Origin of the sequence: Rhizobium sp. BK275 (genome assembly GCF_014193555.1) — a bacterium.
Lineage (GTDB): Bacteria > Pseudomonadota > Alphaproteobacteria > Rhizobiales > Rhizobiaceae > Rhizobium.
Map to the genome: position 1 here is coordinate 233,951 of NZ_JACHZL010000005.1, position 22,932 is coordinate 256,882.

Annotated in this window: 23 protein-coding genes and 2 pseudogenes; 13 read left to right on the forward strand and 12 right to left on the reverse strand. The window is 60.8% G+C overall.

All coding sequences use genetic code 11. The annotated features are described in order from the left end of the window. Nucleotides 1–127: 127 nt before the first annotated feature. On the forward strand, nt 128–982 hold the full coding sequence (locus FHT82_RS17470) for a glycerophosphodiester phosphodiesterase family protein (protein WP_183733389.1): 855 nt from the start codon (nt 128–130) through the stop codon (nt 980–982). Here the strand turns inward: FHT82_RS17470 and FHT82_RS17475 are convergent, their stop codons facing one another. The 10 genes and pseudogenes from FHT82_RS17475 to FHT82_RS17515 all read right to left on the reverse strand — a co-directional run bounded on the left by FHT82_RS17475 (nt 983) and on the right by FHT82_RS17515 (nt 10,016). After that, the gene (locus FHT82_RS17475; RefSeq protein WP_183733392.1) at nt 983–1,798 is read right to left on the reverse strand and encodes an inositol monophosphatase family protein; all 816 of its coding nucleotides are present in this window, start codon (nt 1,796–1,798) and stop codon (nt 983–985) included. Next, nucleotides 1,798–2,805, reverse strand: a complete 1,008-nt coding sequence (locus FHT82_RS17480) for a LacI family DNA-binding transcriptional regulator (protein ID WP_183733395.1) — start codon at nt 2,803–2,805, stop codon at nt 1,798–1,800. Before FHT82_RS17480 ends, FHT82_RS17475 begins: the two co-directional genes overlap by 1 nt. Further along, on the reverse strand, nt 2,789–3,562 hold the full coding sequence (locus FHT82_RS17485; protein ID WP_183733398.1) for a glycerophosphodiester phosphodiesterase: 774 nt from the start codon (nt 3,560–3,562) through the stop codon (nt 2,789–2,791). The genes FHT82_RS17480 and FHT82_RS17485 overlap by 17 nt, the downstream gene beginning before the upstream one ends. Before the next feature lie 3 nt (nt 3,563–3,565). Beyond that, nucleotides 3,566–4,615 (reverse strand): ABC transporter ATP-binding protein, encoded by a 1,050-nt coding sequence (locus FHT82_RS17490; protein ID WP_183733400.1) that lies wholly within the window; start codon nt 4,613–4,615, stop codon nt 3,566–3,568. Further along, nucleotides 4,615–5,457 (reverse strand): carbohydrate ABC transporter permease, encoded by an 843-nt coding sequence (locus tag FHT82_RS17495; RefSeq protein ID WP_183733403.1) that lies wholly within the window; start codon nt 5,455–5,457, stop codon nt 4,615–4,617. Before FHT82_RS17495 ends, FHT82_RS17490 begins: the two co-directional genes overlap by 1 nt. A gap of 2 nt (nt 5,458–5,459) precedes the next feature. After that, nucleotides 5,460–6,761 (reverse strand): sugar ABC transporter permease, encoded by a 1,302-nt coding sequence (locus tag FHT82_RS17500; protein ID WP_183733407.1) that lies wholly within the window; start codon nt 6,759–6,761, stop codon nt 5,460–5,462. Between the two features lie 63 nt (nt 6,762–6,824). Then, entirely contained in the window at nt 6,825–8,171 is a 1,347-nt protein-coding gene (locus tag FHT82_RS17505) for an extracellular solute-binding protein (protein ID WP_183733410.1), read from the reverse strand. A gap of 291 nt (nt 8,172–8,462) precedes the next feature. After that, nucleotides 8,463–8,778, reverse strand: a pseudogene (locus FHT82_RS30395) (hypothetical protein); the annotation flags it as partial. Nucleotides 8,779–8,850: 72 nt separating this feature from the next. Then, nucleotides 8,851–9,585 carry a PspA/IM30 family protein gene (locus FHT82_RS17510; RefSeq protein WP_183733413.1) on the reverse strand — a complete coding sequence of 245 codons (735 nt, stop codon included), beginning with the start codon at nt 9,583–9,585 and terminating at the stop codon, nt 8,851–8,853. Further along, nucleotides 9,582–10,016: a YjfI family protein gene (locus FHT82_RS17515; protein WP_183733416.1), complete on the reverse strand. Its 435-nt coding sequence runs from the start codon at nt 10,014–10,016 to the stop codon at nt 9,582–9,584. Before FHT82_RS17515 ends, FHT82_RS17510 begins: the two co-directional genes overlap by 4 nt. 117 nt (nt 10,017–10,133) lie before the next feature. On the opposite strand from FHT82_RS17515, the gene FHT82_RS17520 reads away from it, so the two are divergent. The 6 genes from FHT82_RS17520 to FHT82_RS17545 all read left to right on the forward strand — a co-directional run bounded on the left by FHT82_RS17520 (nt 10,134) and on the right by FHT82_RS17545 (nt 14,727). Next, nucleotides 10,134–11,189 (forward strand): ion channel, encoded by a 1,056-nt coding sequence (locus tag FHT82_RS17520; RefSeq protein WP_183733419.1) that lies wholly within the window; start codon nt 10,134–10,136, stop codon nt 11,187–11,189. Continuing rightward, the gene (locus tag FHT82_RS17525; protein WP_183733422.1) at nt 11,186–11,845 is read left to right on the forward strand and encodes a DUF2491 family protein; all 660 of its coding nucleotides are present in this window, start codon (nt 11,186–11,188) and stop codon (nt 11,843–11,845) included. The genes FHT82_RS17520 and FHT82_RS17525 overlap by 4 nt, the downstream gene beginning before the upstream one ends. Before the next feature lie 34 nt (nt 11,846–11,879). Next, complete coding sequence (locus tag FHT82_RS17530) at nt 11,880–12,281, forward strand: DUF350 domain-containing protein (RefSeq protein WP_183733425.1); 402 nt, start codon at nt 11,880–11,882, stop codon at nt 12,279–12,281. A 12-nt stretch (nt 12,282–12,293) separates the two neighbouring features. Beyond that, entirely contained in the window at nt 12,294–12,896 is a 603-nt protein-coding gene (locus FHT82_RS17535; protein ID WP_183733428.1) for a DUF1190 domain-containing protein, read from the forward strand. 1 nt (nt 12,897) lies between these two features. Continuing rightward, nucleotides 12,898–14,055, forward strand: coding sequence for a glutathionylspermidine synthase family protein (locus tag FHT82_RS17540; protein ID WP_183733431.1), 1,158 nt, complete (start codon nt 12,898–12,900; stop codon nt 14,053–14,055). Between the two features lie 483 nt (nt 14,056–14,538). Then, on the forward strand, nt 14,539–14,727 hold the full coding sequence (locus tag FHT82_RS17545; protein ID WP_183733434.1) for a hypothetical protein: 189 nt from the start codon (nt 14,539–14,541) through the stop codon (nt 14,725–14,727). A 166-nt stretch (nt 14,728–14,893) separates the two neighbouring features. Here the strand turns inward: FHT82_RS17545 and FHT82_RS17550 are convergent. After that, nucleotides 14,894–15,022: pseudogene (locus FHT82_RS17550) on the reverse strand (LacI family DNA-binding transcriptional regulator); the annotation flags it as partial. Nucleotides 15,023–15,261: 239 nt separating this feature from the next. Between FHT82_RS17550 and FHT82_RS17555 the strand changes: the two are divergent. Next, nucleotides 15,262–15,720 carry a YbaK/EbsC family protein gene (locus FHT82_RS17555; RefSeq protein ID WP_183733437.1) on the forward strand — a complete coding sequence of 153 codons (459 nt, stop codon included), beginning with the start codon at nt 15,262–15,264 and terminating at the stop codon, nt 15,718–15,720. 82 nt (nt 15,721–15,802) lie between these two features. Continuing rightward, nucleotides 15,803–16,816, forward strand: coding sequence for a Tim44 domain-containing protein (locus FHT82_RS17560; protein WP_183733440.1), 1,014 nt, complete (start codon nt 15,803–15,805; stop codon nt 16,814–16,816). On the opposite strand, the gene FHT82_RS17565 is transcribed toward FHT82_RS17560, so the two are convergent. Further along, a complete protein-coding gene (locus FHT82_RS17565) occupies nt 16,813–17,844 on the reverse strand; it encodes a hydroxyacid dehydrogenase (RefSeq protein ID WP_183733443.1) in 1,032 nt (343 codons plus the stop codon). The two genes, FHT82_RS17560 and FHT82_RS17565, sit on opposite strands and share 4 nt — an antisense overlap. Nucleotides 17,845–18,089: 245 nt before the next feature. Here FHT82_RS17565 and FHT82_RS17570 point away from each other — a divergent pair, with 245 nt between their 5' ends. The 4 genes from FHT82_RS17570 to FHT82_RS17585 all read left to right on the forward strand — a co-directional run bounded on the left by FHT82_RS17570 (nt 18,090) and on the right by FHT82_RS17585 (nt 22,915). Then, nucleotides 18,090–18,689, forward strand: a complete 600-nt coding sequence (locus FHT82_RS17570) for a HupE/UreJ family protein (RefSeq protein ID WP_183733446.1) — start codon at nt 18,090–18,092, stop codon at nt 18,687–18,689. Between the two features lie 251 nt (nt 18,690–18,940). Beyond that, nucleotides 18,941–19,516 carry a GbsR/MarR family transcriptional regulator gene (locus FHT82_RS17575; RefSeq protein WP_183733449.1) on the forward strand — a complete coding sequence of 192 codons (576 nt, stop codon included), beginning with the start codon at nt 18,941–18,943 and terminating at the stop codon, nt 19,514–19,516. A gap of 4 nt (nt 19,517–19,520) precedes the next feature. Then, nucleotides 19,521–21,227: a thiol reductant ABC exporter subunit CydD gene (cydD, locus tag FHT82_RS17580; protein WP_183733453.1), complete on the forward strand. Its 1,707-nt coding sequence runs from the start codon at nt 19,521–19,523 to the stop codon at nt 21,225–21,227. Next, entirely contained in the window at nt 21,224–22,915 is a 1,692-nt protein-coding gene (locus FHT82_RS17585; RefSeq protein WP_183733457.1) for an ATP-binding cassette domain-containing protein, read from the forward strand. The genes cydD and FHT82_RS17585 overlap by 4 nt, the downstream gene beginning before the upstream one ends. The last annotated feature ends 17 nt before the right edge of the window (nt 22,916–22,932 follow it).

A 22,932-nucleotide genomic window follows, 5' to 3' on the forward strand; every position in this document is an offset into this window, starting at 1 on the left:
GACCGCCGGAAGATTGGCTTGCGAAAAAGGCCTCCTCTCACCGTAGCGCCAATCTTCTGGCACCTCTTGAGAATCGAGCCTTTCCGATGCACGAAGGGAAAATAAAAGACATGCCGAGGATGACGGAATGGCAGACGCACGCGGACTTCGGATCGAGTTTGAGAACCATGCGACCCTGCTGAAATGGCACCGGTTGCGCCGGCGTATGGCCGATCCGCTGTTTTCGGCTGAGGTGATGGCCGAAGGCTTCAAGGCTGGTGCGTCGATGGAGCTCGATCTTCGGGTGCGCGCCGATGGCGGTTTTGTCGTGCTGCATGACAAGGACCTGGAAGGCGAGACGACCGGGCACGGTCTCATTACCCAAAACAGCCTCGCGGATCTGAGCGACCTGCGCATGAAGGACGGCAATCGCCCGCTCCTCTACAGTGAGGATCTGGCGGCCATGCTGCAATCGGCCCATCCGGACGCGTTGCTGCAGTTCGACATGAAGGACGATTACGAGGTGATCGGCGAAAAGGGGATCGCCCATCTGGCCGAACACCTGCAGAAGATTTCCGCCTCCGTCATCGTCAGTGCAGGCAGTCTGGACCTGATCCTGGCCGTCAAGGAGAAGCTGCCGCATCTGCGCCGTGGTATCGACCCCAGCGACAAGCTCGGCGACATCTACAGAACCGAAGGGTGGATAGCAGTTGAAAAGGAGCTGCTTGCCGATCTGCGCGGCCCGACGGAGCCGGAAACAATCTATCTTTACTGGCCGATGCTGCTCGATGCGGCAAAAGCAGGCCTCGATATGATCGCACTCTGCCACAGCGAAGGCAAACTCGTCGATGCCTGGACCTTCACGCTGAAGGATCCCGACGGCGGTTTCAGCGATGCCGAATGGGCGAATTTCTCAACACTGGTGGCGCTGAAGCCCGATCAGATCACCACGGACGAAGCCCCTGCGACCGAACGGGCATGGCTGAAGCGCATGGCGGGCTGATCAGCCCGCCAATCCCTCGAACTCGACGAGGAAAGCGAATTCTTCTGCCAATCCAGGCGAATGGGCGATGACAGGGCCGCCATCCTCCAGCAATCTATCGACTGGTGGAATGGCGACTTTCGCTCCAGCCTCGGCGGCGATCAGCGCACCGGCGAGCATATCCCAGGCATTCAGATGCCGTTCGTAAAAGAGGTCGGAAACACCTTCCGCCACCCGCACGAGATCGACTGCCGCTGCTCCCATGCGGCGATAATCCATGCCACGTTCGTAAAGCCGCTTGGAGAGCGCCGCATAGTCGTCAAAGCTCGTCTTGCGCGAATGACCGAGCACGACGATCGCATTGGCAGGATCGGTGGTCGGGGCGGCATGGATCGGCTCGCCCTCCTTGAAGGCGCCGCAGCCGCGGATAGCGGAAAAGACCTGATCATTGGCCGCATCATAGACCACGCCGATCTCCACCTTGCCATCGACGACGAAGGCGATGGAAACACCCCAGTGGCGGAAGCCACGGATATAATTGGTCGTCCCGTCGATGGGATCGACGACCCAGGTGCCTGCCAAGCCGGACTCACCGCCGGTTTCCTCGCCCATGAAGGTATCCTCAGGGAAGCGCGCGAGCAGTCCCTCGCGGATCGCCTGCTCTGCCTGCCTATCTGCGATAGTGACGAAATCCTGCAATCCCTTATTCTGGACGTTGAGCGCGCCCGGCTTTCCTTCACGCCGGAAGCTCGCAGCCTCGCGTCCAACGTTGCGGGCCACGTCGATTGCGACCTCCGCCCGCGCGGTCAGAGCAGAGGCATCGAATGCGGAATTCATCAAGCAGTCCTTCTTTTGATCAGCGTCACCGGGGTAAATTCGACGCGGGCGGTCATATCCGGTTCGGCTATCCTGGACATCAGCAGATTGACCGTTTGTTCAGCCTGGAAATCGCACGGCTGGCGGATGGTCGTGAGGTCGTAAGCCGCCCAGCTTGCCTGGGGAATATCATCATGGCCGATGATGCGGATCGGTGGCTGCTCCTCGCGGCCGTGCTCCCTCATCATCCGGTCGACCACGCCGCAAGCCATGTAGTCATTGGCGCAGAACAGGCCGTCGATGCCGAGCGAGGCAAGACCGGCAGCTGCGTCATAACCGTTCCGATAGTCGTTGACCTTCAGCTCCACCATGCGTGGATCGAGGCCGCGTTGACGGCAGGTCATCATAAAGGCTTCGCTGCGTCGCCTGGCCGTATAGGAGATTGCGGGCGCGGCCATGACCGCCGGCGCCTTGACGCCGCTTTCGATGAGATGCGTGGCGGCAAGATGCCCGGCCATGCGATCGTCGGAGATGATGCGATCGACGAAGGGAATATCATCGCCCTTGTTGATCAGCACGATCGGTACGCCTTCGGCAGCGCATTGCTCGCAGATTTCCGTCGGCGGTGCGTCCGACGTGACGATGACGCCCGAGACGGCATAGTGCAGCAGCTGGCCGATGACAGCAGAGGTGTCGGCTTCCTTTGAGGTCGGCAACAGGATCGGACGAAAATTGCGGGCGAGCAGAACACGTGCCAGATGCTCGATCTGCAGCGTACGGAACGGATTGTCGAGACCGGCGGCGACAACACCGACGAGATCGGAGCGCTTGTTGGTCAGGCTGCGGGCAAGATAGTTCACCCGATAGCCGAGATCCTTCGCCGCCTGATAGACCTTTTCGCGCGTCTTCGGCGAAACGCTCGCATCCGGCGTGAAGGCGCGCGAAACGGCGGCACGCGAGACGCCTGCCACACGCGCAACGTCGAAGGAGGTGACCTTTCTCGGCCCCTTGTTATCCTTGTCTGCCATGTCTTTCACTCCCAGCGGCCGGGCGCATCAGATCGGGCAGGTCCGTACAGATGCCGAGCACCGGAAGCTTTGTGATGTCGGAAAGAATGGCCGGCCGTTCCTCATGCCACAGCACGATCTCACGGCCTTCGCCGAAAGCCCGCTGCATCAGCTCGTCAGTCACGAGATCCTGCGGCCGTTCGCCGGCCCGCTCCCAGCAGAGATGCAGGATATCGGCACCGGCCTCGTCGCCCGCCGCATGCGGATCGTGTCCGACGCGGATCAACACCGAGAGCGGATAGTCGCAACCGGCATCGCGAAGCTCGCGCACCTGTGCCGTATCGAAGGAGCCGAGGCAGGCGAAGCGCTGGTTCTTTTCGTGAAGGTGCTTCCAGCACAGAAGCCCCGTGCCCGGCGCCTTAAGCTCGATGTAAAGTCCCGTATTGGTCCGCCGGCCGAGAGCTGCGACCGCCTCGAAGGTCGGAACATTGACGCCTTCGAGGACAGCAAGTTCGGCGGCCGTCATCTCGGAAATGCGTCGGTCGATGCCGAAGACACGCTCCAGATGGTCGTCGTGGGAGACCACGACCACGCCGTCCTCGGTGATCTGTGTGTCGAGTTCCCACATTTCCGCGCCAAGTTCAGCAGCCCGATGGAAGGCTTCGAGCGTATTTTCCCGCTCATGGCCGCTCGCGCCGCGATGGCCGATGCAGAAAGGCAGATATCCCTTGTTCGAGGGCCAACCGTAGCGTTCGAAGAAAGTCGAGAAGTCACGCATCGCTCAGAGCCTCCGGCCTTCTTCGTCGAAGACGAACACGCCCTTGCTGTCGATCGCCCACCTCACCTCATCACCGACGGTGATGTCATTGCGGACCGGCTGGATGGAACGCAGCAGCGAGCCGCCGGCAAGCCGTACGTCGTAAAGGTTCTCACGGCCCTGCGTTTCGGCGAAAGTAACCTTGCCGGGCACGGCGATATCGCCGGCCGGATTGAAATGTTCAGGGCGCACGCCGAGCGTCAGCTTGCTGCCCTCGGCAGCCTGGACCGAAACCGGCACGCGGATCTCGCTTTCAGGCATGGCAAAGGTGCCGTCCTTCATGACGCCGCGCAGGAAGGTGATCGGCGGATTGCCGAGGAAACCGGCGACGAAGGCGGTGCGTGGATCACTATACATTTCGGACGGCGTAGCGATCTGCACGATCTCGCCTTCCTTCATGATGGCGATGCGGTCGCACATGCTCATCGCCTCCACCTGATCATGGGTAACGAGGATCGCAGTGATGCCTGTCTCGCGTTGGATGCGGCGAATTTCCGAGCGCATTTCGAGGCGGAGCTTGGCATCGAGATTGGCGAGAGGCTCGTCGAGCAGCAGCACATCCGGCTTGCGGATCAGCGCGCGGGCAAGGGCCACACGTTGCTGCTGGCCGCCGGAAAGCTGTGCCGGTCGGCGCTCCATGAGATTGCCGATCTGCACGAGGCCGGAAATGCGCTCCACTTCCTTGCGGATATTGGCCGCATTGATGCCCTTTACCTTCAGCGGAAAGCCGATGTTTTCGGCAACCGTCATGTGCGGATAGAGCGCGTAGGATTGGAAGACCACACCGACATTGCGCATTTGGCTCGGCAGGTCGGTTACATCGCGATCGCCGAAGAGGATGCGGCCGCCAGTCGGCCGGTGGATGCCGCAGACGGCAAACAACGTCGTCGACTTGCCGCAGCCGGAGGGGCCGAGCAGCGCCAGCATCTCGCCGCTGCCGACTTCGAGTTTCATGTTCTCGATGACCTTGGTGGAGCCGAAGCTCTTCGAGAAATTGTCGAGGAGGATGCGCATCAGCCTTTGCTCCCGCCGCCGTAGATGTTCATGAGGTATTTGTTGAAGAGTGCGTAGGCGATCAGCACCGGAATGAGGTAGAAGAGGCCAACCGCCTTGAACATGTTGAAATCGTAATTGTTGTCGTCGGCAAGGAAGCCGGCGAGATAGACCGACAGCACCTGCACCTGATTGCCCGGCGCCAGCACCTGCGGCAGGATGAACTCGCCCCAGCCGGAGAGGAAGGAGAAAAGGCCGAGCGCCATGATGCCGGGTTTGACCTGCGGCAGCACGAGGCTGCGCCAGACCCGGAACCGCGAAGCGCCGTCGACGACGCCGGCCATTTCGATTTCCCAGGGCACCGTGTCGTAGAAGCCCTTCATCAACCAGATACCGAGCGGCAGATCGATCGCCGCTTTCACTAGGATCACGCCGATCAATGAATTGTAGAGACCGATCATCTGCAGCACGATGAAGATGGCGATGATGAGCGTGACCGACGGAAAAGCGTGCAGCACCATGACACCGGCAAGAAAGAAGCCGCGCGCAGGGACATTGAGCCGCGACAGCACGTAACCTGCCATCGACGAGACGATGAGCACCAGGCTTGTGGTGCAGGCCGAAAACAGCAACGTGTTCAGCGTCACCTGCCAGATGTTCGCCTTGCCCGCCGTCGTCTGCCACAGGAAGCGCCAGTGGTTGAGCGTCAAGCCGGAGGGCAGCAAGGCATCCGGCTGCTTCACCGTCACGGTGTCGAGGAAGAGATAGACATACATCAGGAGCAGCGGCAGACTGACGATGGTCAGTGCCGTTAGGACAGGCCAGCTGCGGTAATTTGCCGAGGGCTGCGAGCGTTCGGCCATGGTCAATCCTCGATCAGGGGCTTGGCGACAAGCGTGCCGTAGTTGAAGACGCGCAGATAAAGAAGCGACAGCGTCACGCCGATGACGACGAGCACCAGCGCCATGGCGGCACCCAGCCCGTATTCGAGATTGCCGGCATAGTTCCTGAGCGCGGTGTGATAGGCGGAGAGAGCCCAGACCTCGGTCGCGTTGCCCGGCCCGCCATTAGTGGCGAGCAGGATTTCATTGAAGGAGGCAAGCAGCGACAGGGTCTGATAGCAGGTGACGAAGAGGATCGGCCAGCGCATCTGCGGCAGGATGATGTAACGGATCTGCTGCCAGCGCGAGGCGCCGTCGACCTCGCTCGCATAGAACTGGCTCTTCGGGATGGCCTTCATCGCCGACGAGAACACCAGCATGCCCATCGAGGCGCCGATGAAGCCGTTGATCAGCACGACGAAGAACCAGGCATTATAAGCGGTATCGAGCAGGTAGTTCTTCGGGGGGTAGCCGAACTTGCCCATCAGGATCGAAATGAAGCCGCTGTCCCAGGCGAGCCACTTCCACAGCATGACATAGATGACGACAGGCGTGATGCGCGGCAGGAGCCAGATGCCGCGAAAGATCGAGGCTGGCGTCGGCGGCATGTAATGTGTCCAGATGGCGAGCAGCAGCGCATAACCGACATTGAAGAGCATCAGCACCAGCGCGACGTAGAGCACGGTATTGAAAAGCACACGCGCCATGTCGGGCGAGTTGGCCATGCGTGAGAAATTGTCGGTCGTCCAGGTCCAGCCGGTATAGGTGGTCTTGGCGACGGTTTCCTTCTGCTCCGGCGTCAGCTTGAAACCAAGCATATCGAGAGCGGAGAAGAGCTGGTTCTTGCTGTCGAAACGGGTGTTGAGGACGGAGCGGTTGAACTGTTCGGAGATCTGCTTGACCTCGCGTGTCGAAGGTCGCTCGGCGAGATCCTTGATCATGCGCTCGACGTCTCGGCGTGCCGGGAAGACCTCGCCTATATGTTTGGCGCGCAATTCCGCGGCAATCCCCGGCGCTATCCCGAGGCTCTCGACGGCCGTGAGGCCCGCCTCGTCGATCGTGTAGCGCGGTTCGGCCATCTCGGCGGCGATGTCGGGCATCGCCGATTTCAGCGCGATCAGGGAGTTGGGCGCGATCTGGTAGACACCGCCTGATATGCCGGTCGCGGTCGTCATGTTGGTCATCGAGAAGACCGCCGTCAGAACCACGGGCATCAGGAAGAACAGGACAATCATGATCGCCGCAGGCGCGATCATCACCAGTCCGAGCGTTCTGGACGATTTCATGGATGCCTCTTATCGCGGACCGACCAGGCGGCGGTGGCCGCCGCCCGGAAGAGTGCTTCGATCTTAGCGGATGACGATCTTGTCGCCGAGCGTGCTCTTCAGCTCGCCCTCAGCATCACTGACCGCGGCGTCTACGGTCTTGGCGCCGGTCCAGGATGCTTCGAGGTTCTTCCACATGATGTTCCAATATTTGCCGAAATCGGAATTATTCGGCATCGCATTGGCATGTGGCAGCAGGCGCTCGGTGGCTTCGCGGGTCCAGCGGTCGGCCGCGTAGAAATCGACGGTGGATTCCGACTTGGAGATGCCGAGATGGGCTGATTTGACCGCATGCAGCGCGTTGGTGCGTGGCTCGGAGGCGATCTTGACCAGCTGGGCGGCGATCTCGGTGTCTTCCTGGTCGTGACCTGCGGTAAGGAGGTAGACGAGCGGGTGGGTCAGCGTGTTGGCCTTGCCGCCTTCGCCGGCCGGGATCAGCGTGAAAACGATATTGCCGAAGAAGTCCTTCAGCCCTTCCTGATTGACCATGCGGGCATAGTGCCAGGTGCCCGCGTCCCAGATGCCGGCCTTGCCCGTGGAAACTTCCTTCCACCACTGGTCGCCCGGCATGCCGATATGGTTCTTCTTGGTAACGCCGGTCGAAACGGCATCGGCGAAGAACTGATAGGTACGGGTCATCGCCGCCTTGTCGAAGACGAGCTTGCCGTCTTCTTCCATCGTGCCGCCGAAGGACGTGTAGAACTGCCAGTAGTCAGGGCCGTTGCTGGTGCGCGGATAGAAGCCGTAGCCGGGCTGGACGAGGCCCTTGTCCTGCATCTTCTTGGCGTCTTCGAGCAGGTTCTTCATCGTGTATTTGCCGTCCTGGACACTCTGCGGCAAGGCATCGAGATCGGCATCGCTGTAGCCGATCGCCTTCATGTAAGGCTTCCAGAAGAACATCGGCCGGGATTCGGCATCCTGCGGAATGCCGTAGACGGTGCCGTTATAGGAGGCGATCTTCAACAGATTTTCATAGATGTCGCTGAGCGGCCAGGAGTCGAGATCGACGTAATCCTCGATCGGAACGATGAGGCCGGCCTGGGACCAGGGCGCGATGTCTTCATGGCCGCTGACGACGATGTTCGGGGCGGTCTTGGCTTCCGCAGCAAGGGTCAGCGCCTGCTTGAAGTCCTCCCAGGCCGAATAGGGCTTCTTCTCGACGGTGATCTTCAGGTCTTCGCCCTTCAGCGCAGCTTCGCGCTGGAGCTGCTGGGCTGCGATCTCGATGGCATCGAGGCGATAGACGTCGTTCGGGCCGGTACCGCCGGCCCAGACGCTGATGTGAACGTCCTTGGCAAGCGCGAGAGCCGAAGTCGAAGCCAGGATTGCGGCGGCGACGGTAAGGGATTTCAGTGTCGGCAAAAGAGTCATTTTCTTCATCTCCCCAGAAGAGCAGTGTGAGGCCTCTTGACGGGTCATCACTGGTGGTGACGGCCGTTCCGATAACCCCACGAAAACGTGGCGTATCCCGCTCTAGGGGGCGAACGTAACGGCCGAATGACAAAATTGAGCACGTGTGCAAAAATTATTATGACGATGTTCTCGGCGCGGTCAATCGTCAATGGAAAGGTGTCGGCGCCGCGCGACATCGCGCGTACCTGCACAGGGGGGGCGAACAGTGTTTTTTTGGAAGCGCAATCCCTCACGCCGCAGGAACTGTCATGCCGTATCCGTGATACCTTCACCTCTCGCGCGGCACCTCTTCCTTCAACCGGTGCAGTGACAGATGCGGCGCCTAGTTGATCCGTCCCACGAACCGTCCGATATGACTCCAGAACCCGCTTGCGGTGGCCGCCCATCTTCCCAGGCACGACAGATCCACTCGAACGATAACGCCGAGGTCACTCCACCGCTGAAGATACCGCAATACCAAACCGCGCCGGCACCGGCCTGCAGCGATTGCGTCAACAATATGCTCACGAAGATGATTTGAGATGACGTCGTGCCATTTGATGCTGGCCTCCACTCCAGCCAGCATCTTGGATCACAAAGCGGCCAAAAGCGGAATCCCTAGCGAGCAGCAGCCAGGGCTGCCACTCGCTGACGATTGTCAGACCTTGGTGCTGGTGGGCGCCGGCAGCAGGACGGGCTCGGCCGACTGCCTGGGCAGCATCAGTTGCGCAAGAATATCGTCGGCCGAATGGCTCGAGCCGCCAATGCCGGCTTCGCGCAGTTGACGATCGAGATCCCCGCCGTTTTCCAGTGCGGCCAGTTCAGCACCGGCTTCGATGCGGCCAGCAGTGATTTCCTGACGTTTCTTGATGCGTTCGAGACTTTCGACGGCGCTGCCGAGACGGGTATTGATGCCCGACTGGTTATGGGCGATCGCCGACTGCGCGCGCAGCAGTGACTCGTTGGCTTTGACGTTCTCCACCTCGCGCTTCATCTGGGCAATGCGTGCTTCGGTGTCCTGGATCGTGCGCAGCATCTGTTGCTGGCGGGGCAGCAGCCGATCGAGTTCTTCCTGGTCGCGCTGCACTTCGGTACGGGTCGTGGCGATGCGCTGGGCAAGGCCCTGAGCGAGATCCGTGCGGCCCGCGGAAATCGCGGCGCGGGCGCTGTCGGTATCCTTGGTCTCCTTCGCGCGATTTTCTTCAAGTCGGCGCATAACGCTCTTGTTGGACGCCATGATGCCGGCCAGGTCGGATCGCGCCCGCCGCAGCGACTGTTCGGCGTCGCGGATTTCCTGGTCAAGAATGCGAATGGACTGGCTGTCGGCGGCAGCTTCCGCTGCCTCGTTAATGCCGCCGCGAATGGCAGTGAAAATCTTTCCCCAGGTGCTCACGCTGCAATCTCCCCACTTTTCCATTCTTCGATCATATGTGCCGCATCGACGGCATTGGCCGCCAGAATTGCGACCTCTTCAACCACCGTGTCGGCAGACGAGCGTGCTGAAAGCGAGCCGAACAATTCATACCATTCCTCACCGTCGATCGCGGTAATGCCGAAACTGGAGAGCGGCACGAACTTGTGCGTCTTGAGCACCATGCGTTCGAAGGCTTCGCGATTGGGTATGTCCTTGCAGGGCACCAGAACGGCGCTGACCAGGATATCGCGCTCCCCGCTCACCGCCACGAAGACGTCGAGATCGCCTTTTTCCTTAAGAGTGACACATAGGACGTCGCCCTGCTCGGGTACGGCGACATCCACATCGCCGAGTGCCTCGGGATCGGCGGCGAACAGGCGCGTTAAGGTGGTGAGGTTCCAGGTCTCCAAAAAAGTCCTCCATCGATTAGAACGTCGAAAAAATATCTGGGTAGTCGAAATGCCACTTAAAGGTGGCGTGCTAAATAAATTTCGCTAGGTTACGCACGGGGAACGGGGACGAATCGCGTGCCATTTATCGCTTCAATACTGCGGCGTGTATATCTCTCGCTCAGCGAATTGGCTTGGTCAGCCCTTTTTCTTATCCTCGTGATCCATCTGGTCGCATCCTACCTGCTCTTTACGCTGGCGGGCGAAGGCGATCTTGTCGGCAGTCCGATCGATTTTCTTTACTACTATATGGTTACAGCAACGACTGTCGGCTATGGCGATCTGTCCCCAAAATCTGGGCTTGGCCGGATCATTGCCGTCCTGTTCGTTCTTCCCGGTGGCATCGCCATCTTCACCGCTGTTCTTGGCAAATTGTTGACAACGATCGGCACGATCTGGAGGAATCGTATGCGCGGCTTAGGCGACTACAGCGAACGCACCGGCCACATCATTATCCTGGGCTGGCAGGAGGGGCAGACATATCAGACGCTCCGGCTGCTGCATGCCGAACGACAGGCCAACGAACCAATGAGCGTTCTGGTTGCCAAGGACCTGTTGGAAAATCCCGCCAGCGACTGCGCCGACTATATCAGAACCGAAAGGCTTTCTGATGCCGATGCTCTGGTGCGAGCCGGAGCGGGGCAGGCGCGGGCGATCATCGCGCGCGGAGCAAATGACGACGAGACGCTGGCCGCGGTCCTGATTGCCGAAGACCATGCACCCAATGCGCATATCGTAGCTTATTTCACCGACGACCGCACGGCACAGATGGTCAAACAACTCCGGCCCCGCGTCGAGGCGGTGGGGTCGCTCGCCGAGGAGCTGCTGTCGCGTGCCGCCCGTGATCCGGGCTCTTCGGAAATCACCGCACGGCTGCTGTCGGCCGCCTCCACCGACACGGCCTTTTCCCTACCAGTACCGCCTTTGCAAACGCCGCTGCTCTATGGGGACGTGTTTTTAAGCCTCAAGCGTGAGCACAATGTGACGCTGGTGGGCTTGCTGAGCCAGGGTATTACCGACCTCAATTGTCGAGACGAGGTGCTGATGCGGGGCGGCGAAACCCTTTACTATATCAGCGGAATGCGGCTAGATCCCGCTGCCATCGCTTGGGCTCGAATGGGAGGCGTATCATGATCGGCTGGTTCAGCGGAGACAAGAACGAAAGGCCCTTGCCCAAAGAACTTGGCCCCTTGAGTGCTGCCATCGGCGGCGCATTGGAGATCGATTTCCTCTCCCTCGAGGCCGAAGCCTTGGGTGGTGAGCCGGCCATGCCACTGCCACGGAGCGGCCCCTTCATCATTGCCGGCTACGGTGAGGTTTCGCTCGATGCCGCGACGGTTCTGTCGCGTTACTACGATGAAGATCACCGGATGATTCAGGTGATGTCGACCTCGGGCCGGCCGGGTGATGCCGTTGACGACATCAGCTTTTATCAGCCTTGGGACAGCGTCGTGCCTGCCGGGCAGAGCGAATGGAACCGCTGGACCGGCCCGGAAGGCCTGATCGGCCAGCCATCCTACGATGCCGACGGTATCCTCTATAGTCGCTTCTGGGGAGAAGGTCCGGAGCGCGCGCCGCTGGCGGAGTTTGTCGAAAAAGTTGACGATGGTGAAGAGCAGCGCTCCATTCACCAGACCTGCATGTTGTATTATCGCCCGCTTGGATCGACGCGCGAAATGCTTCTGATCAATGTCGAACGCGACCTCGATCTCATGCAGAGCCAGGCGGGAAGCTCAGTGGAATTTCTGATCGGCTACGGACTCACTCCACCCGATGTTCGCCGCGTCTGATAGAGCCATCAATTTACAACGGAGAACTTTTTCAATGCTCGATTACGTGGCGGGTCTGCCCGCATTCCTTGGTTATTTTGCCATCGGTCTTGCCGCCTTTGCCGTTTTTTCGGTGATTTACACATGGTTGACGCCGCAAGAGGAAGTCCAGCTCATTCGCGCCGGCAATCTTGCGGCCGTTACCGCATTCCTGGGAGCGCTTGTCGGTTTCAGCCTGCCTCTCGCTTCGGCCGCAGCCAATTCGGTCAGCGTCGTCGACTACATCATATGGGCGGTGATCGGCATCCTGGCGCAGATCCTCGCTTACTACATCGCGAATTTCACTATGACGGACCTGCATAAGAAGATCACGGCCGGCAATATCGCCGCGGGCATATGGGGCGGCGGCATCGCACTGGTCATCGGTATTCTCAATGCCGCCTGCATGACCTATTGAGGGGAGGGAAAGATGCGCAGACGCAAGAGCGGGCACAAACGACCCTTCCTGGCCCTTGGCACCATCGCCGCCTCAACCTTGGCGTTATCCGGTTGCGGCGACCAGACGCCTTCGGAAACAATGTTCACCTCCGTCGACCAATGCGTGGAATCCGGCATGGACCGGCAGGTCTGTCAGGCCGGATATCAGGATGCCATGCGGGCTCATCTCGCCAACGCGCCGCGTTTCAACGGCATGGCCGCGTGCGAGGCCGAGTACGGTTCGGGCCAATGCACTGAACAGTCGGCCAATGCTTCACCTAACAATACCGGCGGAAGCGGCAGCTTCTTTGTGCCGTTCCTGGCAGGCTACATGCTGTCTTCGGCACTGAACAACATTGGCGACTACAACGTTTATCGTCGGCGCCAGGAGGAGAGCGGCAACTACTACGGTTCGACGCCGATTTATCGCAATCGCTCGGGGCAGACAGTAACAACGACGGTTCGCTCAGGCGGCACGCGCAGTGACACGACGCTTGCGCCCTCGCGCCAGAGTGTCAAGCCGGTCAACGTCAATACCCGCACCGTCGCCCGTCAAGGCTTCGGTGGCCGTTCATCCTTCAGTTTCGGCGGCTGATATGAAGCGCATCACTCTTCCGGCGCGTCCCGACTGGCGTGACAAGGCGCGCGCCGTAGGTTTCGGCTTTCATGTTATGTACGGCGAGCCCTATTGGCTCGACGATGCCGCCTATACCTTCACGCTCGATGAGATCGAGATGCAGATCGAAGAGCCGAGCCAGGAACTGCACGACATGTGCATGGATATGGTCGGTGATATCGTCAGCAGCGAAGAGTCACTCGACAGGCTGGCCATTCCGGAGGACCTGCGCGATGTGGTGCAGCGATCCTGGCAGCGCCGCGACAGGCATCTCTATGGCCGATTCGATCTCGCTTACGACGGTACCGGGCCGGCCAAACTGCTCGAATACAATGCCGATACGCCGACTTCGGTGTTCGAGACAGCCTATTTCCAGTTCAATTGGCTGACCGACCAGATGGCTTTGGGTGTCCTGCCCAAGGATGCGGACCAGTACAATTCCTTGCAGGAAAGCCTCGTCGAGGCGTTCGGGCAATTTTCCAAAGAGCCGATCTTCCACTTCGCGGCGATGACCGACAATGAGGAGGATCGAGGCACGACGGTTTACCTGATGGATTGTGCCGTGCAGGCCGGCCATCGCGTCGAGCTTATGGACATGCGCGAGATCGGCATCGATGCGCAGGGCCGCTACACTGACCTCAAGGATCGAGTAATCGACCGGTGCTTCAAACTATACCCATGGGAATTCATGCTGCGCGAGCCGTTCGCCCGCGAACTGGTGCGCTCGGGCGATGTTTTCATCGAGCCCGCCTGGAAAGCCGTCCTCTCCAACAAAGGGCTTCTGCCTCTGCTCTGGCAACGCCACCCCAATCACCCCAACCTCCTGCCCAGCTATTTCGCGGACGACCCGGCAGCCTCGGCCTTGACCGACTATGTGCGCAAACCGCTGCTGTCACGGGAAGGCGAAAACGTCACAATATTCAGAGATGGCCGGGAATTGATTTCCGCTCCCGGCGATTACGGCGACGAAGGCTTCATTGTCCAGGCGTATGCCCCGCTTTTCGAAAGCGATGGCGGCTTCGCCGTGCTCGGCAGCTGGGTCGTCGGCGATCGCGCCTGCGGCCTTGCCGTGCGCGAAGACCGCTCGCGCATAACGGCCAACCTGTCGCGCTTCGTGCCACACGTTATAGTAGAATAAAACGGGACGAATCGCGTCACTAGTTGTGCGACGCTGCCCGATTTTCCCGGCAGTATGCGAACATCAGCACACATTCCCATGATGAATTCTAGCTGTTTGATCCCGGATTTTGATGGCGCAATCTTCTCGCAAGCCTGAAGAGATTCGCTATGGGATGAATTCTACATGGGAGCGCGACGATCACGCTGTCGGCTTTTCGAAGAATGCGAGACCGCGCTCTTGCTTGTATCTTCGCAATCGGCTAAGGGTTGCGGCGGAGTAACTCAACAATGGAGGCGTGCAATGACAGATATTTCTTCGTCCAACGCCTCTTTGGCATAGGCCTTCGAAGCTCCCAACCCTCGATCATATCCGAGACCTTTCAAGCTTCCCCATCCAAAGATGGCATCGTTTCGCACGCAGCGTCTGGGCGCGGTGATGTCCGCGCTATGTCGCTGCGCACTTTCAGCTTGAAAGAAGGGCGGCTCAGGATTCTGACCGCTGATGATCATGACCAATCAACGCGCCGGCGAAAGCCTGTCGGCATCCATGCGCGAGCTTTGCTCGCGGTTCAGTTTCAGACAGATTCTTGTCGCAACCATCATTGCCCGGTGGAGACGTCGTCGCATCGTGAACGGCTTCGATACCTTCCCATCCTGGCTGCGCCGGGACCTCGCTTTATCCGATGAATAGATCGGACTCCTCGCTAAAATTGCCAAGGGAATATCCGGCAGGGAATGGTTTCAAGACGAGATCATCCCTGCCGGTTTTCGGCCAATGCGATATGGTAATCAAATCCTGGCCCAGAGATCGCGAAGTATCTGCCGAAGCAGTAGCGCCTCCTCCCATCGATCGGTGGCCGCGCGGCGATGATGACCTTTTCGACCAGTTCGGGACGAACCCTACCCCGGCCGTTCAGCACCCGTTCGACGGTGGCGGTTCCCACACCTGCCTGGCGGGCGATATCCCGATAGTTCGGCTTGCTCACTGCTCTGTCCCCAATCGCCGAAGGCTGCATCGTCAAAGACGCTTTTCCAGCAATATCCATGACTTAGGAATCGGGAGCAATCCAGATCGCCTTTCGAGACGCACAGAAATGCTTTCTCGGAAACTACGCGATTGAATTTTCTGAGATCTAAATATTAAGTTGGACCGCAAATACATGAATCCCACGTCGCATTCGCATGCGGCTCCAGATTGGCCGTTCATCCAAAAGTATCCCATCCCATGAGCCTTGAATCCGTCCGCGCCTTCTTCGCTGCCAACGCTCCCGACATCGCCATCATCGAAACGGCCGGAAGCTCTTCGACCGTCACGCTCGCGGCCGCGGCGCACGGCGTCGAGCCCGCGCAGATCGCCAAGACGATCTGCCTGCGCGTCGGCGACCGCACCATGCTGATTGTGGCGAGCGGCACGTCGCGTCTCGACAACAGGAAGTTCAAGGATGCCTTCGGCGGCAAGGGGCGCATGCTCGATGCCGAGGAGGTGCTGGCGGTGACGAGCCATCCGGTCGGCGGGGTCTGCCCTTTCGGCCTGCCTGCGCAGCTGCCTGTCTATTGCGATGTGTCGCTGAAGCAGTTCGACGAAGTCGTGCCGGCCGCCGGTTCGACCAATTCTGCGGTGCGTATTTCGACCGGCCGGCTGGCGGAAATCACCGGAGCCGAATGGGTCGACGTCTGCCAGTAGCAACGCACAACTTCACAGAGCGGAAAGAATACCTATATTAGGCCATGACATGCCGTTGAGCGCATGACCAGGAGGTTTGAAAATGCCCAGTGCCGTTTCGCGTTTTGCCAGGTTCGCGGCGATTGCCGTTCTTGCGAGCGCTACCGTTTTTGCTTCGATCGGTGATGCCGATGCGCGCCGCGCAGGCGGCTTTGGCGGATTCGGAAGTCGCGGCACGCGCACCTTCAGCCCACCTCCTGCCACCAGTACCGCCCCTGCCCCGGCTGCGCCCATCGAACGCTCGATGACGCCGCGCCCGCAGACGACCGCGCCCTATAACACGCAGCAGCCCGGCTTTGCCCAGCAGCGCCCCGGTTTGTTCGGCGGCTTCGGCCGTTCGATGATCGGCGGTCTGATTGCCGGCGGTCTTCTCGGCATGCTGCTCGGCCACGGCTTCGGCGGCGGCTTCGGTTTCCTCGGCATGCTCTTGCAGATCGCGCTGATCTTCGGTGCGATCACGCTTGCCATGCGCTTCTTCGCCAACCGCCGCCAGCCGTCCTACGGCGCAGGTGGCCAGAGCTATAGCGGGCCGCAGTCCTACAACATGTCGCCGGCCAATGGCGGTTCGACCTTCCATATTCCGGCCATCGGTTCGGGCTCCGGCTCCCAGCAGCGGAGCAATGCGCGCCCGCGCGATGAGATCGGCCTTGCCCAGGCGGATCTCGATCAGTTCGAGGAATTGCTGACCAAGGTTCAGACCGCCTATGGTGCGGAAGATTATGGTGCGCTGCGCCGCCTGACGACACCGGAAGCCATGTCCTACCTTGCCGAAGAGCTTGGCGAGAACGCCACCAACGGCGTCCGCAACCAGGTTACCGACGTCAAGCTGCTGCAGGGCGACATCGCCGAAGCCTGGCGTGAGAACGGTCAGGAATATGCGACGCTGGCGATGCGCTATTCCTCGATCGACGCGATGGTCGAGCGCGACAGTGGCCGCCTCGTCTCGGGCGACGACCGCCGCGCGAGCGAAAGCACCGAGATCTGGACCTTCGTGCGCAAGTCCGGCGCCGACTGGAAGCTTGCCGCCATCCAGGGCACCGGCCAGCGCGCCGCTTAGTTCACAGAAACGGGTTTGGAGCGCATACGGGACACCGTTTCGCGCTCCGCCCGCTTGCAGCGCATCGGCGGCAGGCCGCGATCCATCAGATCCATATCCTCCAGCACCATATCACCCATTTTCTTGAAGGCGCTGTCGAGCGCACCGGCGCGATGGGCCGAGCGGATAAAACCCTTGAGGCTGCGCACAGCATGGTCTGACGGCAGCGGCTCTTGCGGATAGACATCGCTTGCCGCAACGATATGGCCGGAGGCGACGGCGGCCATCAGCGCATCGAAATCCACCACATCGGCACGGCTGAGCAGGATGAAGGCGGCACCCTTTCGCATGCTGGCGAAGGCATCCGCGCCGAGGAAGCCCCTGTTTTCGCTGGTGACGGAGGCGACGACAAAAACAAAGTCGCTCTGCGTCAGCACGTCACTCAGGCTCGCCGGCTCCACGCCATTTTCCTCCAGGATCGAACGTGGCATCCACGGATCGAACACCCTGATCCTGGCCTTGAAGCCAGACAGGGTCCGCCGCAGTGCCTTGCCGAGATCACCAAAACCGACGATCCCGATCTCGGAGCCCGATATCAGCCGGGCGCTGGTATTGCCTTCGCCGCCCCAGAGTTCATTTCCCTCCCGGAAAGCCACATCGGCATCGACGATGCCGCGCGCGAGGCTCAGCGCAAAGCCGAGGCCGATTTCCGCCACCGGCTCTGCAAACACCTGCCCGGTCGTCACCACATGGATGCCGCGCTGGAAGAGGATGTCGTAGGGCATGTTGTTGAGGAGGTTGCTCTCGACATTGAGGATCGAGCGGAGCTGTGGCATACGATCAAGCGTCTCCGCCGACAGCGGAGGCTGGCCGATGATGTAGCGCGTCCTGCAGAGGATATCATCGCCGAGGCCGGCGATATCATCGGCATCGGCCTCTACGATCTCGTATTTCGCGTTGAGTTCGGCGCGCGCCTTGTCGCTGAAAATCAGGTCCAGCGTGCGCGGCTCCGGCGCGCTGATCGCCAGTGGCCTTTCGGTATTCGTCATGGGATCCTCCTCAAGATGCGGCGGCTCTCGCCTTTGCAAGATGATTGATAATCCGGTTGAGCGCCCCTTGTGAAGCCGCCTTTCAAAAAGGCAATTGCATACGATATAAGCAATTGAAATTCCTATCTATTCCTGTACTTTTCGTTGACGGGAAAATCTCGGTGGACTAGCTTGGTGACGCGACTTGAAACCGTGCCTGAGGTGTCGGCAGCCGCGGGATCTAAAAACTCAGAGGGAATTCCATAATGAAATCAATCTTCAAAAGCGGCGCTCTTGCGCTTGCCGCCGCGGCGCTTCCGGCAGTCGCCTATGCCCATACCGGCATCGGCGAAACGGCCGGCTTTGTGCACGGTTTCAGCCATCCGATTTCCGGCCTCGATCATATCCTTGCCATGATCATGGTCGGTATCCTCGCTTTCCAGCTTGGTGGCCGGGCCGTCTGGGCCGTGCCGACGACCTTCGTGCTCGTCATGGCACTTGGCGGCGCTCTTGGCATCGCCGGCATCAATGTACCCCTCGTTGAAATAGGCATCGCGCTTTCCGTCATCGTGCTCGGCGCAATCGTTGCCCTGAACATCCGCGCCTCCACGGCTGTCGCGATGGGTATCGTCGGCCTGTTTGCGATCTTCCATGGCCATGCGCACGGCGCCGAAATGCCTGAAAACGCCGGAGGTGCTGCCTATGCCGCGGGCTTCATGATCGCCACTGCCCTGCTGCACATGGCAGGTCTCGGTCTCGGTTTTCTGATTGCCCGCTTCGGCGAGCGTCAGGGCGCCTTCGTCACTCGCACCGCAGGCGGCCTTGCTGCCGTTGCCGGCGTCGGCATCCTGACCGGCCTGATCTGAGGCTCGCACCCCTTTCGACTAATTTATCCGAGATAAAACGCCCGGCAGACACTCATCTGCCGGGCGTTTTGTCTTTACGAAATTTGACTTAAATCAATTCCGGGCATGCGGTGTCCGTCTACTAAAAAGGCGGACCATCGAAGCATGCATCCAAATTGCCGCAGCCCTGCCTGCGCAATTGCGGCACAAATGCGAAAGTCTGTATAGTGATTTCAGAAATTTCTGAAATCACAGACGCAACGGAAACGACAATGAACCTTCCACCTCTCGTTCAGTCCTTCGTTCTGCACTTCGGTGAAATGGGCTCCCGCTGGGGAATCAACCGCACGGTCGGCCAGATCTATGCCCTGCTTTACGTCTCGCCCTCGCCGCTTTGCGCCGAAGAGATCGTCGATGCACTCGGAATATCACGCTCGAACGTCTCCATGAGTCTGCGCGAACTGCAGGCCTGGAACCTCGTGCTGCTGCGCCACAAGCCGGATGACCGGCGCGACTTCTTCACAACACCCGACGATGTCTGGCTGATCCTCAGAACGCTTGCCGAAGAGCGCAAGAAGCGCGAGGTCGATCCGACGCTGTCGATGCTGCGCGAGATCCTGATGCAGCGCCCGGCAAGCGAGGCCGAACGCCATGCGCAGGAGCGCATGAGCGAGATGCATACGCTCATCGAACAGCTGACGCACTGGTATGAAGACGTAAAACAACTTGAAACAGAAAGACTTGCAACGTTACTCTCGTTAGGTGCGAAGGTGACCAAACTTCTGGAGGCCAAGGACAAGGTCGTTTCGCTTGGCCGCCGCCGTCCCAATTCTGCCAGCAAGAGCTAGCGCCATGAGCAGTGCTTTCTTCGACGCGAGAGACCGGCAGATGGCGGGGGCGCCCGCCCGCGAGGCCGCGGCGCACAAGCCGAGCGGGACCAGAAGCCGTCTGCGCAGCGCCGCAATGTTACAGGCATTCGCAGCCACGCTCTGGATTCCGCAGGCAGGTCTGCTTGCATGGTCCGTCGGCCGGCTCGCCGATGGCGGCGGCCTTGCCGATATCCTCTGGCCAGCGGTCTTCGTATTGCTGCTCGGCGTCATCAAAAGCTGTCTCGACGCGGCTGGCGGCCGCCTTGCCTTCCGCGCAGCACGAGCCGAACTCAGTAAAAAGCGCGTTGCCGCAGTAGAGCTGCTTGCCCGTCTTTCGCCAGTCGATGCCGGCCGGCATGCATCCGGCGAGGCCGCCAGCGTGCTCGGCGAACAGGCCGAGCTGATCGTGCCCTATCTCTCCCGTTTCCAGCCGGTGCGGATGAAGGCGAGCCTCGTGCCCCTAGTCATCCTCGCCTGCATTTTTTCGATCTCCTGGATCGCTGCGCTCGTCCTGCTGTTTGCAGCGCCACTCATTCCGATCTTCATGGCATTGATTGGTTGGCGGGCGCAGGCTGCAAGCGAAAAGCAGCTTGTCGCAACAGGCGGCCTCAACGCTTTCCTGCTCGATCGCCTGCGGGGGCTTGCAACCATCCGCTCGTTCGATGCAGTCGATGCCACGGCGCTCCGGCTTCGCGCCGAAGCAGAATCACTGCGCATACGCACCATGGCCGTGCTGAAGATCGCCTTCCTGTCCTCGGCCGTACTCGAACTCTTCTCGGCGCTCGGCGTGGCGATGACCGCCGTCTATGTCGGCTTCAGCCTGCTCGGCGAAATCCGGTTCGGCGCCTGGTCCGGCGGTCTCGACCTTTCGCAGGGCCTGTTCGTATTGCTGCTCGCACCTGCCTTCTTCGAGCCATTGCGTGAACTCTCGGCCGTCTGGCATGACCGCGCCTCGGGTGAGGCTGTGCTGAAGGCGCTGGATGGGCTAGCCGCCGGGAGCTTGGTGCTTCCCGATCAGCAGAATGCCCAGGTTACCGCCGTTTCAGAAGCCTTCGATATACGCCTGGAAAATGTCGGCTTCCGCTATAGACCTGAGCACGTACCGATCTTCGACACATTCAACCTCGGTATCGCCGCCGGCGAACACGTGGCACTGCTCGGCGCCAGTGGTACCGGCAAGTCGACCCTCATGTCGCTGATCGCCGGCCTGGCGCCCTGCAATGAAGGCCGGGTTCTGATCGGCGGCGCGAACGAGGGTCGCGGCAAGATGGCCTGGATCGGTCAGAAGCCGCACATTTTCGCGGGCACCATTGCCGGCAATATTGCGCTCGGCAGACCCGACATCAAAAAGACAGACGTCTCCAAGGCACTCGATCTCGCAAAGCTTGGCAGTGTCGCGCAGGCCTATGGCCGTCGCCCGCTCGGCGAGGCCGGCATCGGTCTTTCGGGCGGCGAGGCGCTGCGGCTCGCTATCGCGCGGGCTGCCTGCGATCCCAATATCCGCATCATCCTTGCCGACGAGCCGACCGCCCATCTCGATGCTCAGACGGCGGCCGAGATCACCGAGAGCCTGCTCGCGCTCGCAAAAGGGCGCACGCTGATCGTCGCGACACACGATCCGCTGCTTGCAGCACGCATGCACCGCGCCATCCGCCTTGATGCGGATCGTGTTCAGGAGGCTGCCGAATGACCTCTTTCTTCACCGATATCAAACCGGTCTTGTGTCTCTTCATGCAGACACGCCGCAAAGAGCTGCTGCTTGGCGCCGCATTGTCGGCTGCGACCGTCACGGCTGGCATTGCGCTGCTCGGCCTTTCAGGCTGGTTCATCACCGCGACCGCGCTCGCAGGTCTTTCGGCAACCGTTGCCGCGACCTTTGACGTCTTTGCACCATCGGCCAGCATTCGTTTCCTTGCGATCCTGCGCACCGCGGCGCGTTATGGCGAACGGCTGACAACTCACAATGCAACGCTTGCTGTGCTTGCTGCCCTTCGCGAACGTCTGTTCCGCGGCTGGGCCGCCGCCGGCGCAGCACACGCGCTTCTCAACCGGCCAGCCCGGCTGCTTTTCCGCCTGACGGCCGATATCGATGCGCTGGATTCACTCTATCTTCGCGTTCTCGTGCCGGCAGCCGTGGCAGTCGGCGCGGCACTCGTTGCCAGCGTCACGCTCGGGCTGATGCATCCGCTGTTCGGCCTGCTCTTCGGCCTTTGTCTCGTTTTAGTGGGGCTTGGCCTGCCGCTCGCTGCCGGCCGGCTGGCGTTGAAGTACGCGCGCCGCCGCGCTTACGGCATTGAAACCATCCGGTCCCGGGCCATCGATCTCGTCGCCGGCCAGACCGATCTTCTCATGGCGAACCGACTTGCCGCACAGCAGCAGGCCATCGCCGCTGCTGACGCCTATACTGCAAAGGCCGACGACCGGTTGAACCGCATCGAGAGCGGCGTGACCTTCGGCTTTGGCCTTTTCTCCACCGCCCTGCTGGTCGCGTCTCTGCTGATCGTGGCCATGCTGATGCGGACCGGCGCGATCACCGCGCCTATTGCCGCGCTCGGCGTGCTCGTCGCATTTGCCGCAACCGAACCTTTCGCCGCACTGCGCCGCGGCGCCCTGGAATTCGGCAGGACGATGCTGGCGTCCAAACGCATCGCGCCACGGCTTTCGGCCGTCAAAGCAGACCTCACGCCTAAAGCTCCGGCCCATGAGCTTGCCTTCGCGCTCCAGGATATCACCGTCGCACATGACGGGGCGACACGGTCAGCATTGCGCAACGTGACGCTCGAGTTGCGCCGCGGCGAGCACATCGCCGTGGTCGGCAGCAGCGGCGCCGGCAAATCGACCCTGCTCTCGCTGCTTTCAGGCGAATTGCCGCCGGCAGCCGGCGTGGCCGCAGCACTGGATACAACCTTGCTCACCCAGCGGACCGAGCTTTTCCAGGATACGCTGCGCGGCAACCTGCTGCTCGCGGCAGCCGATGCCGATGACGATCAGTTGCGCGGCGCGCTCGCCGCTGCCGGCCTGCTTGCCGATGTCGACGCGTTGCCATCAGGTCTCGATACGCCGCTCGGCGAAGGCGGCATGGGGCTTTCCGGCGGCCAGTCACGCCGGCTGGCGCTCGCACGTCTCTTCCTGCGCGATACGCCGCTCTGGCTGCTCGACGAGCCGACCGAGGGGCTTGATGGCCGCACCGCGCGTGACGTGCTCCATCGCCTCGCGCTGAGAGCCGAAGGCCGCGCGCTTGTCATCGCCACGCATATCCGCCGTGAAGCGGCACTCGCAGACCGCATTGTCGTCATCGAGGACGGCCGCATCACAGAGGTTTCGCGCCGTGGAGAGGCGGCGTTCGAAAAGGCGCTCGACCGGCTTCGGCCGGATTGAGCGAACAGGCATGCCCT

Excerpts from the sequence above, each read along its gene's own strand:
- FHT82_RS17585 (WP_183733457.1), top strand. The coding sequence starts at position 21,224 with ATGACCTCTTTCTTCACCGATATCAAACCGGTCTTGTGTCTCTTCATG.
- FHT82_RS17480 (WP_183733395.1), bottom strand. The coding sequence starts at position 2,805 with ATGGCAGACAAGGATAACAAGGGGCCGAGAAAGGTCACCTCCTTCGAC.
- FHT82_RS17555 (WP_183733437.1), top strand. The coding sequence starts at position 15,262 with ATGAGCCTTGAATCCGTCCGCGCCTTCTTCGCTGCCAACGCTCCCGAC.
- FHT82_RS17535 (WP_183733428.1), top strand. The coding sequence starts at position 12,294 with ATGCGCAGACGCAAGAGCGGGCACAAACGACCCTTCCTGGCCCTTGGC.
- FHT82_RS17495 (WP_183733403.1), bottom strand. The coding sequence starts at position 5,457 with ATGGCCGAACGCTCGCAGCCCTCGGCAAATTACCGCAGCTGGCCTGTC.
- FHT82_RS17570 (WP_183733446.1), top strand. The coding sequence starts at position 18,090 with ATGAAATCAATCTTCAAAAGCGGCGCTCTTGCGCTTGCCGCCGCGGCG.
- FHT82_RS17525 (WP_183733422.1), top strand. The coding sequence starts at position 11,186 with ATGATCGGCTGGTTCAGCGGAGACAAGAACGAAAGGCCCTTGCCCAAA.
- FHT82_RS17575 (WP_183733449.1), top strand. The coding sequence starts at position 18,941 with ATGAACCTTCCACCTCTCGTTCAGTCCTTCGTTCTGCACTTCGGTGAA.
- FHT82_RS17560 (WP_183733440.1), top strand. The coding sequence starts at position 15,803 with ATGCCCAGTGCCGTTTCGCGTTTTGCCAGGTTCGCGGCGATTGCCGTT.
- FHT82_RS17565 (WP_183733443.1), bottom strand. The coding sequence starts at position 17,844 with ATGACGAATACCGAAAGGCCACTGGCGATCAGCGCGCCGGAGCCGCGC.
- FHT82_RS17500 (WP_183733407.1), bottom strand. The coding sequence starts at position 6,761 with ATGAAATCGTCCAGAACGCTCGGACTGGTGATGATCGCGCCTGCGGCG.
- FHT82_RS17530 (WP_183733425.1), top strand. The coding sequence starts at position 11,880 with ATGCTCGATTACGTGGCGGGTCTGCCCGCATTCCTTGGTTATTTTGCC.
- FHT82_RS17545 (WP_183733434.1), top strand. The coding sequence starts at position 14,539 with ATGATCATGACCAATCAACGCGCCGGCGAAAGCCTGTCGGCATCCATG.
- cydD (WP_183733453.1), top strand. The coding sequence starts at position 19,521 with ATGAGCAGTGCTTTCTTCGACGCGAGAGACCGGCAGATGGCGGGGGCG.
- FHT82_RS17540 (WP_183733431.1), top strand. The coding sequence starts at position 12,898 with ATGAAGCGCATCACTCTTCCGGCGCGTCCCGACTGGCGTGACAAGGCG.
- FHT82_RS17485 (WP_183733398.1), bottom strand. The coding sequence starts at position 3,562 with ATGCGTGACTTCTCGACTTTCTTCGAACGCTACGGTTGGCCCTCGAAC.
- FHT82_RS17505 (WP_183733410.1), bottom strand. The coding sequence starts at position 8,171 with ATGACTCTTTTGCCGACACTGAAATCCCTTACCGTCGCCGCCGCAATC.
- FHT82_RS17490 (WP_183733400.1), bottom strand. The coding sequence starts at position 4,615 with ATGCGCATCCTCCTCGACAATTTCTCGAAGAGCTTCGGCTCCACCAAG.
- FHT82_RS17475 (WP_183733392.1), bottom strand. The coding sequence starts at position 1,798 with ATGAATTCCGCATTCGATGCCTCTGCTCTGACCGCGCGGGCGGAGGTC.
- FHT82_RS17470 (WP_183733389.1), top strand. The coding sequence starts at position 128 with ATGGCAGACGCACGCGGACTTCGGATCGAGTTTGAGAACCATGCGACC.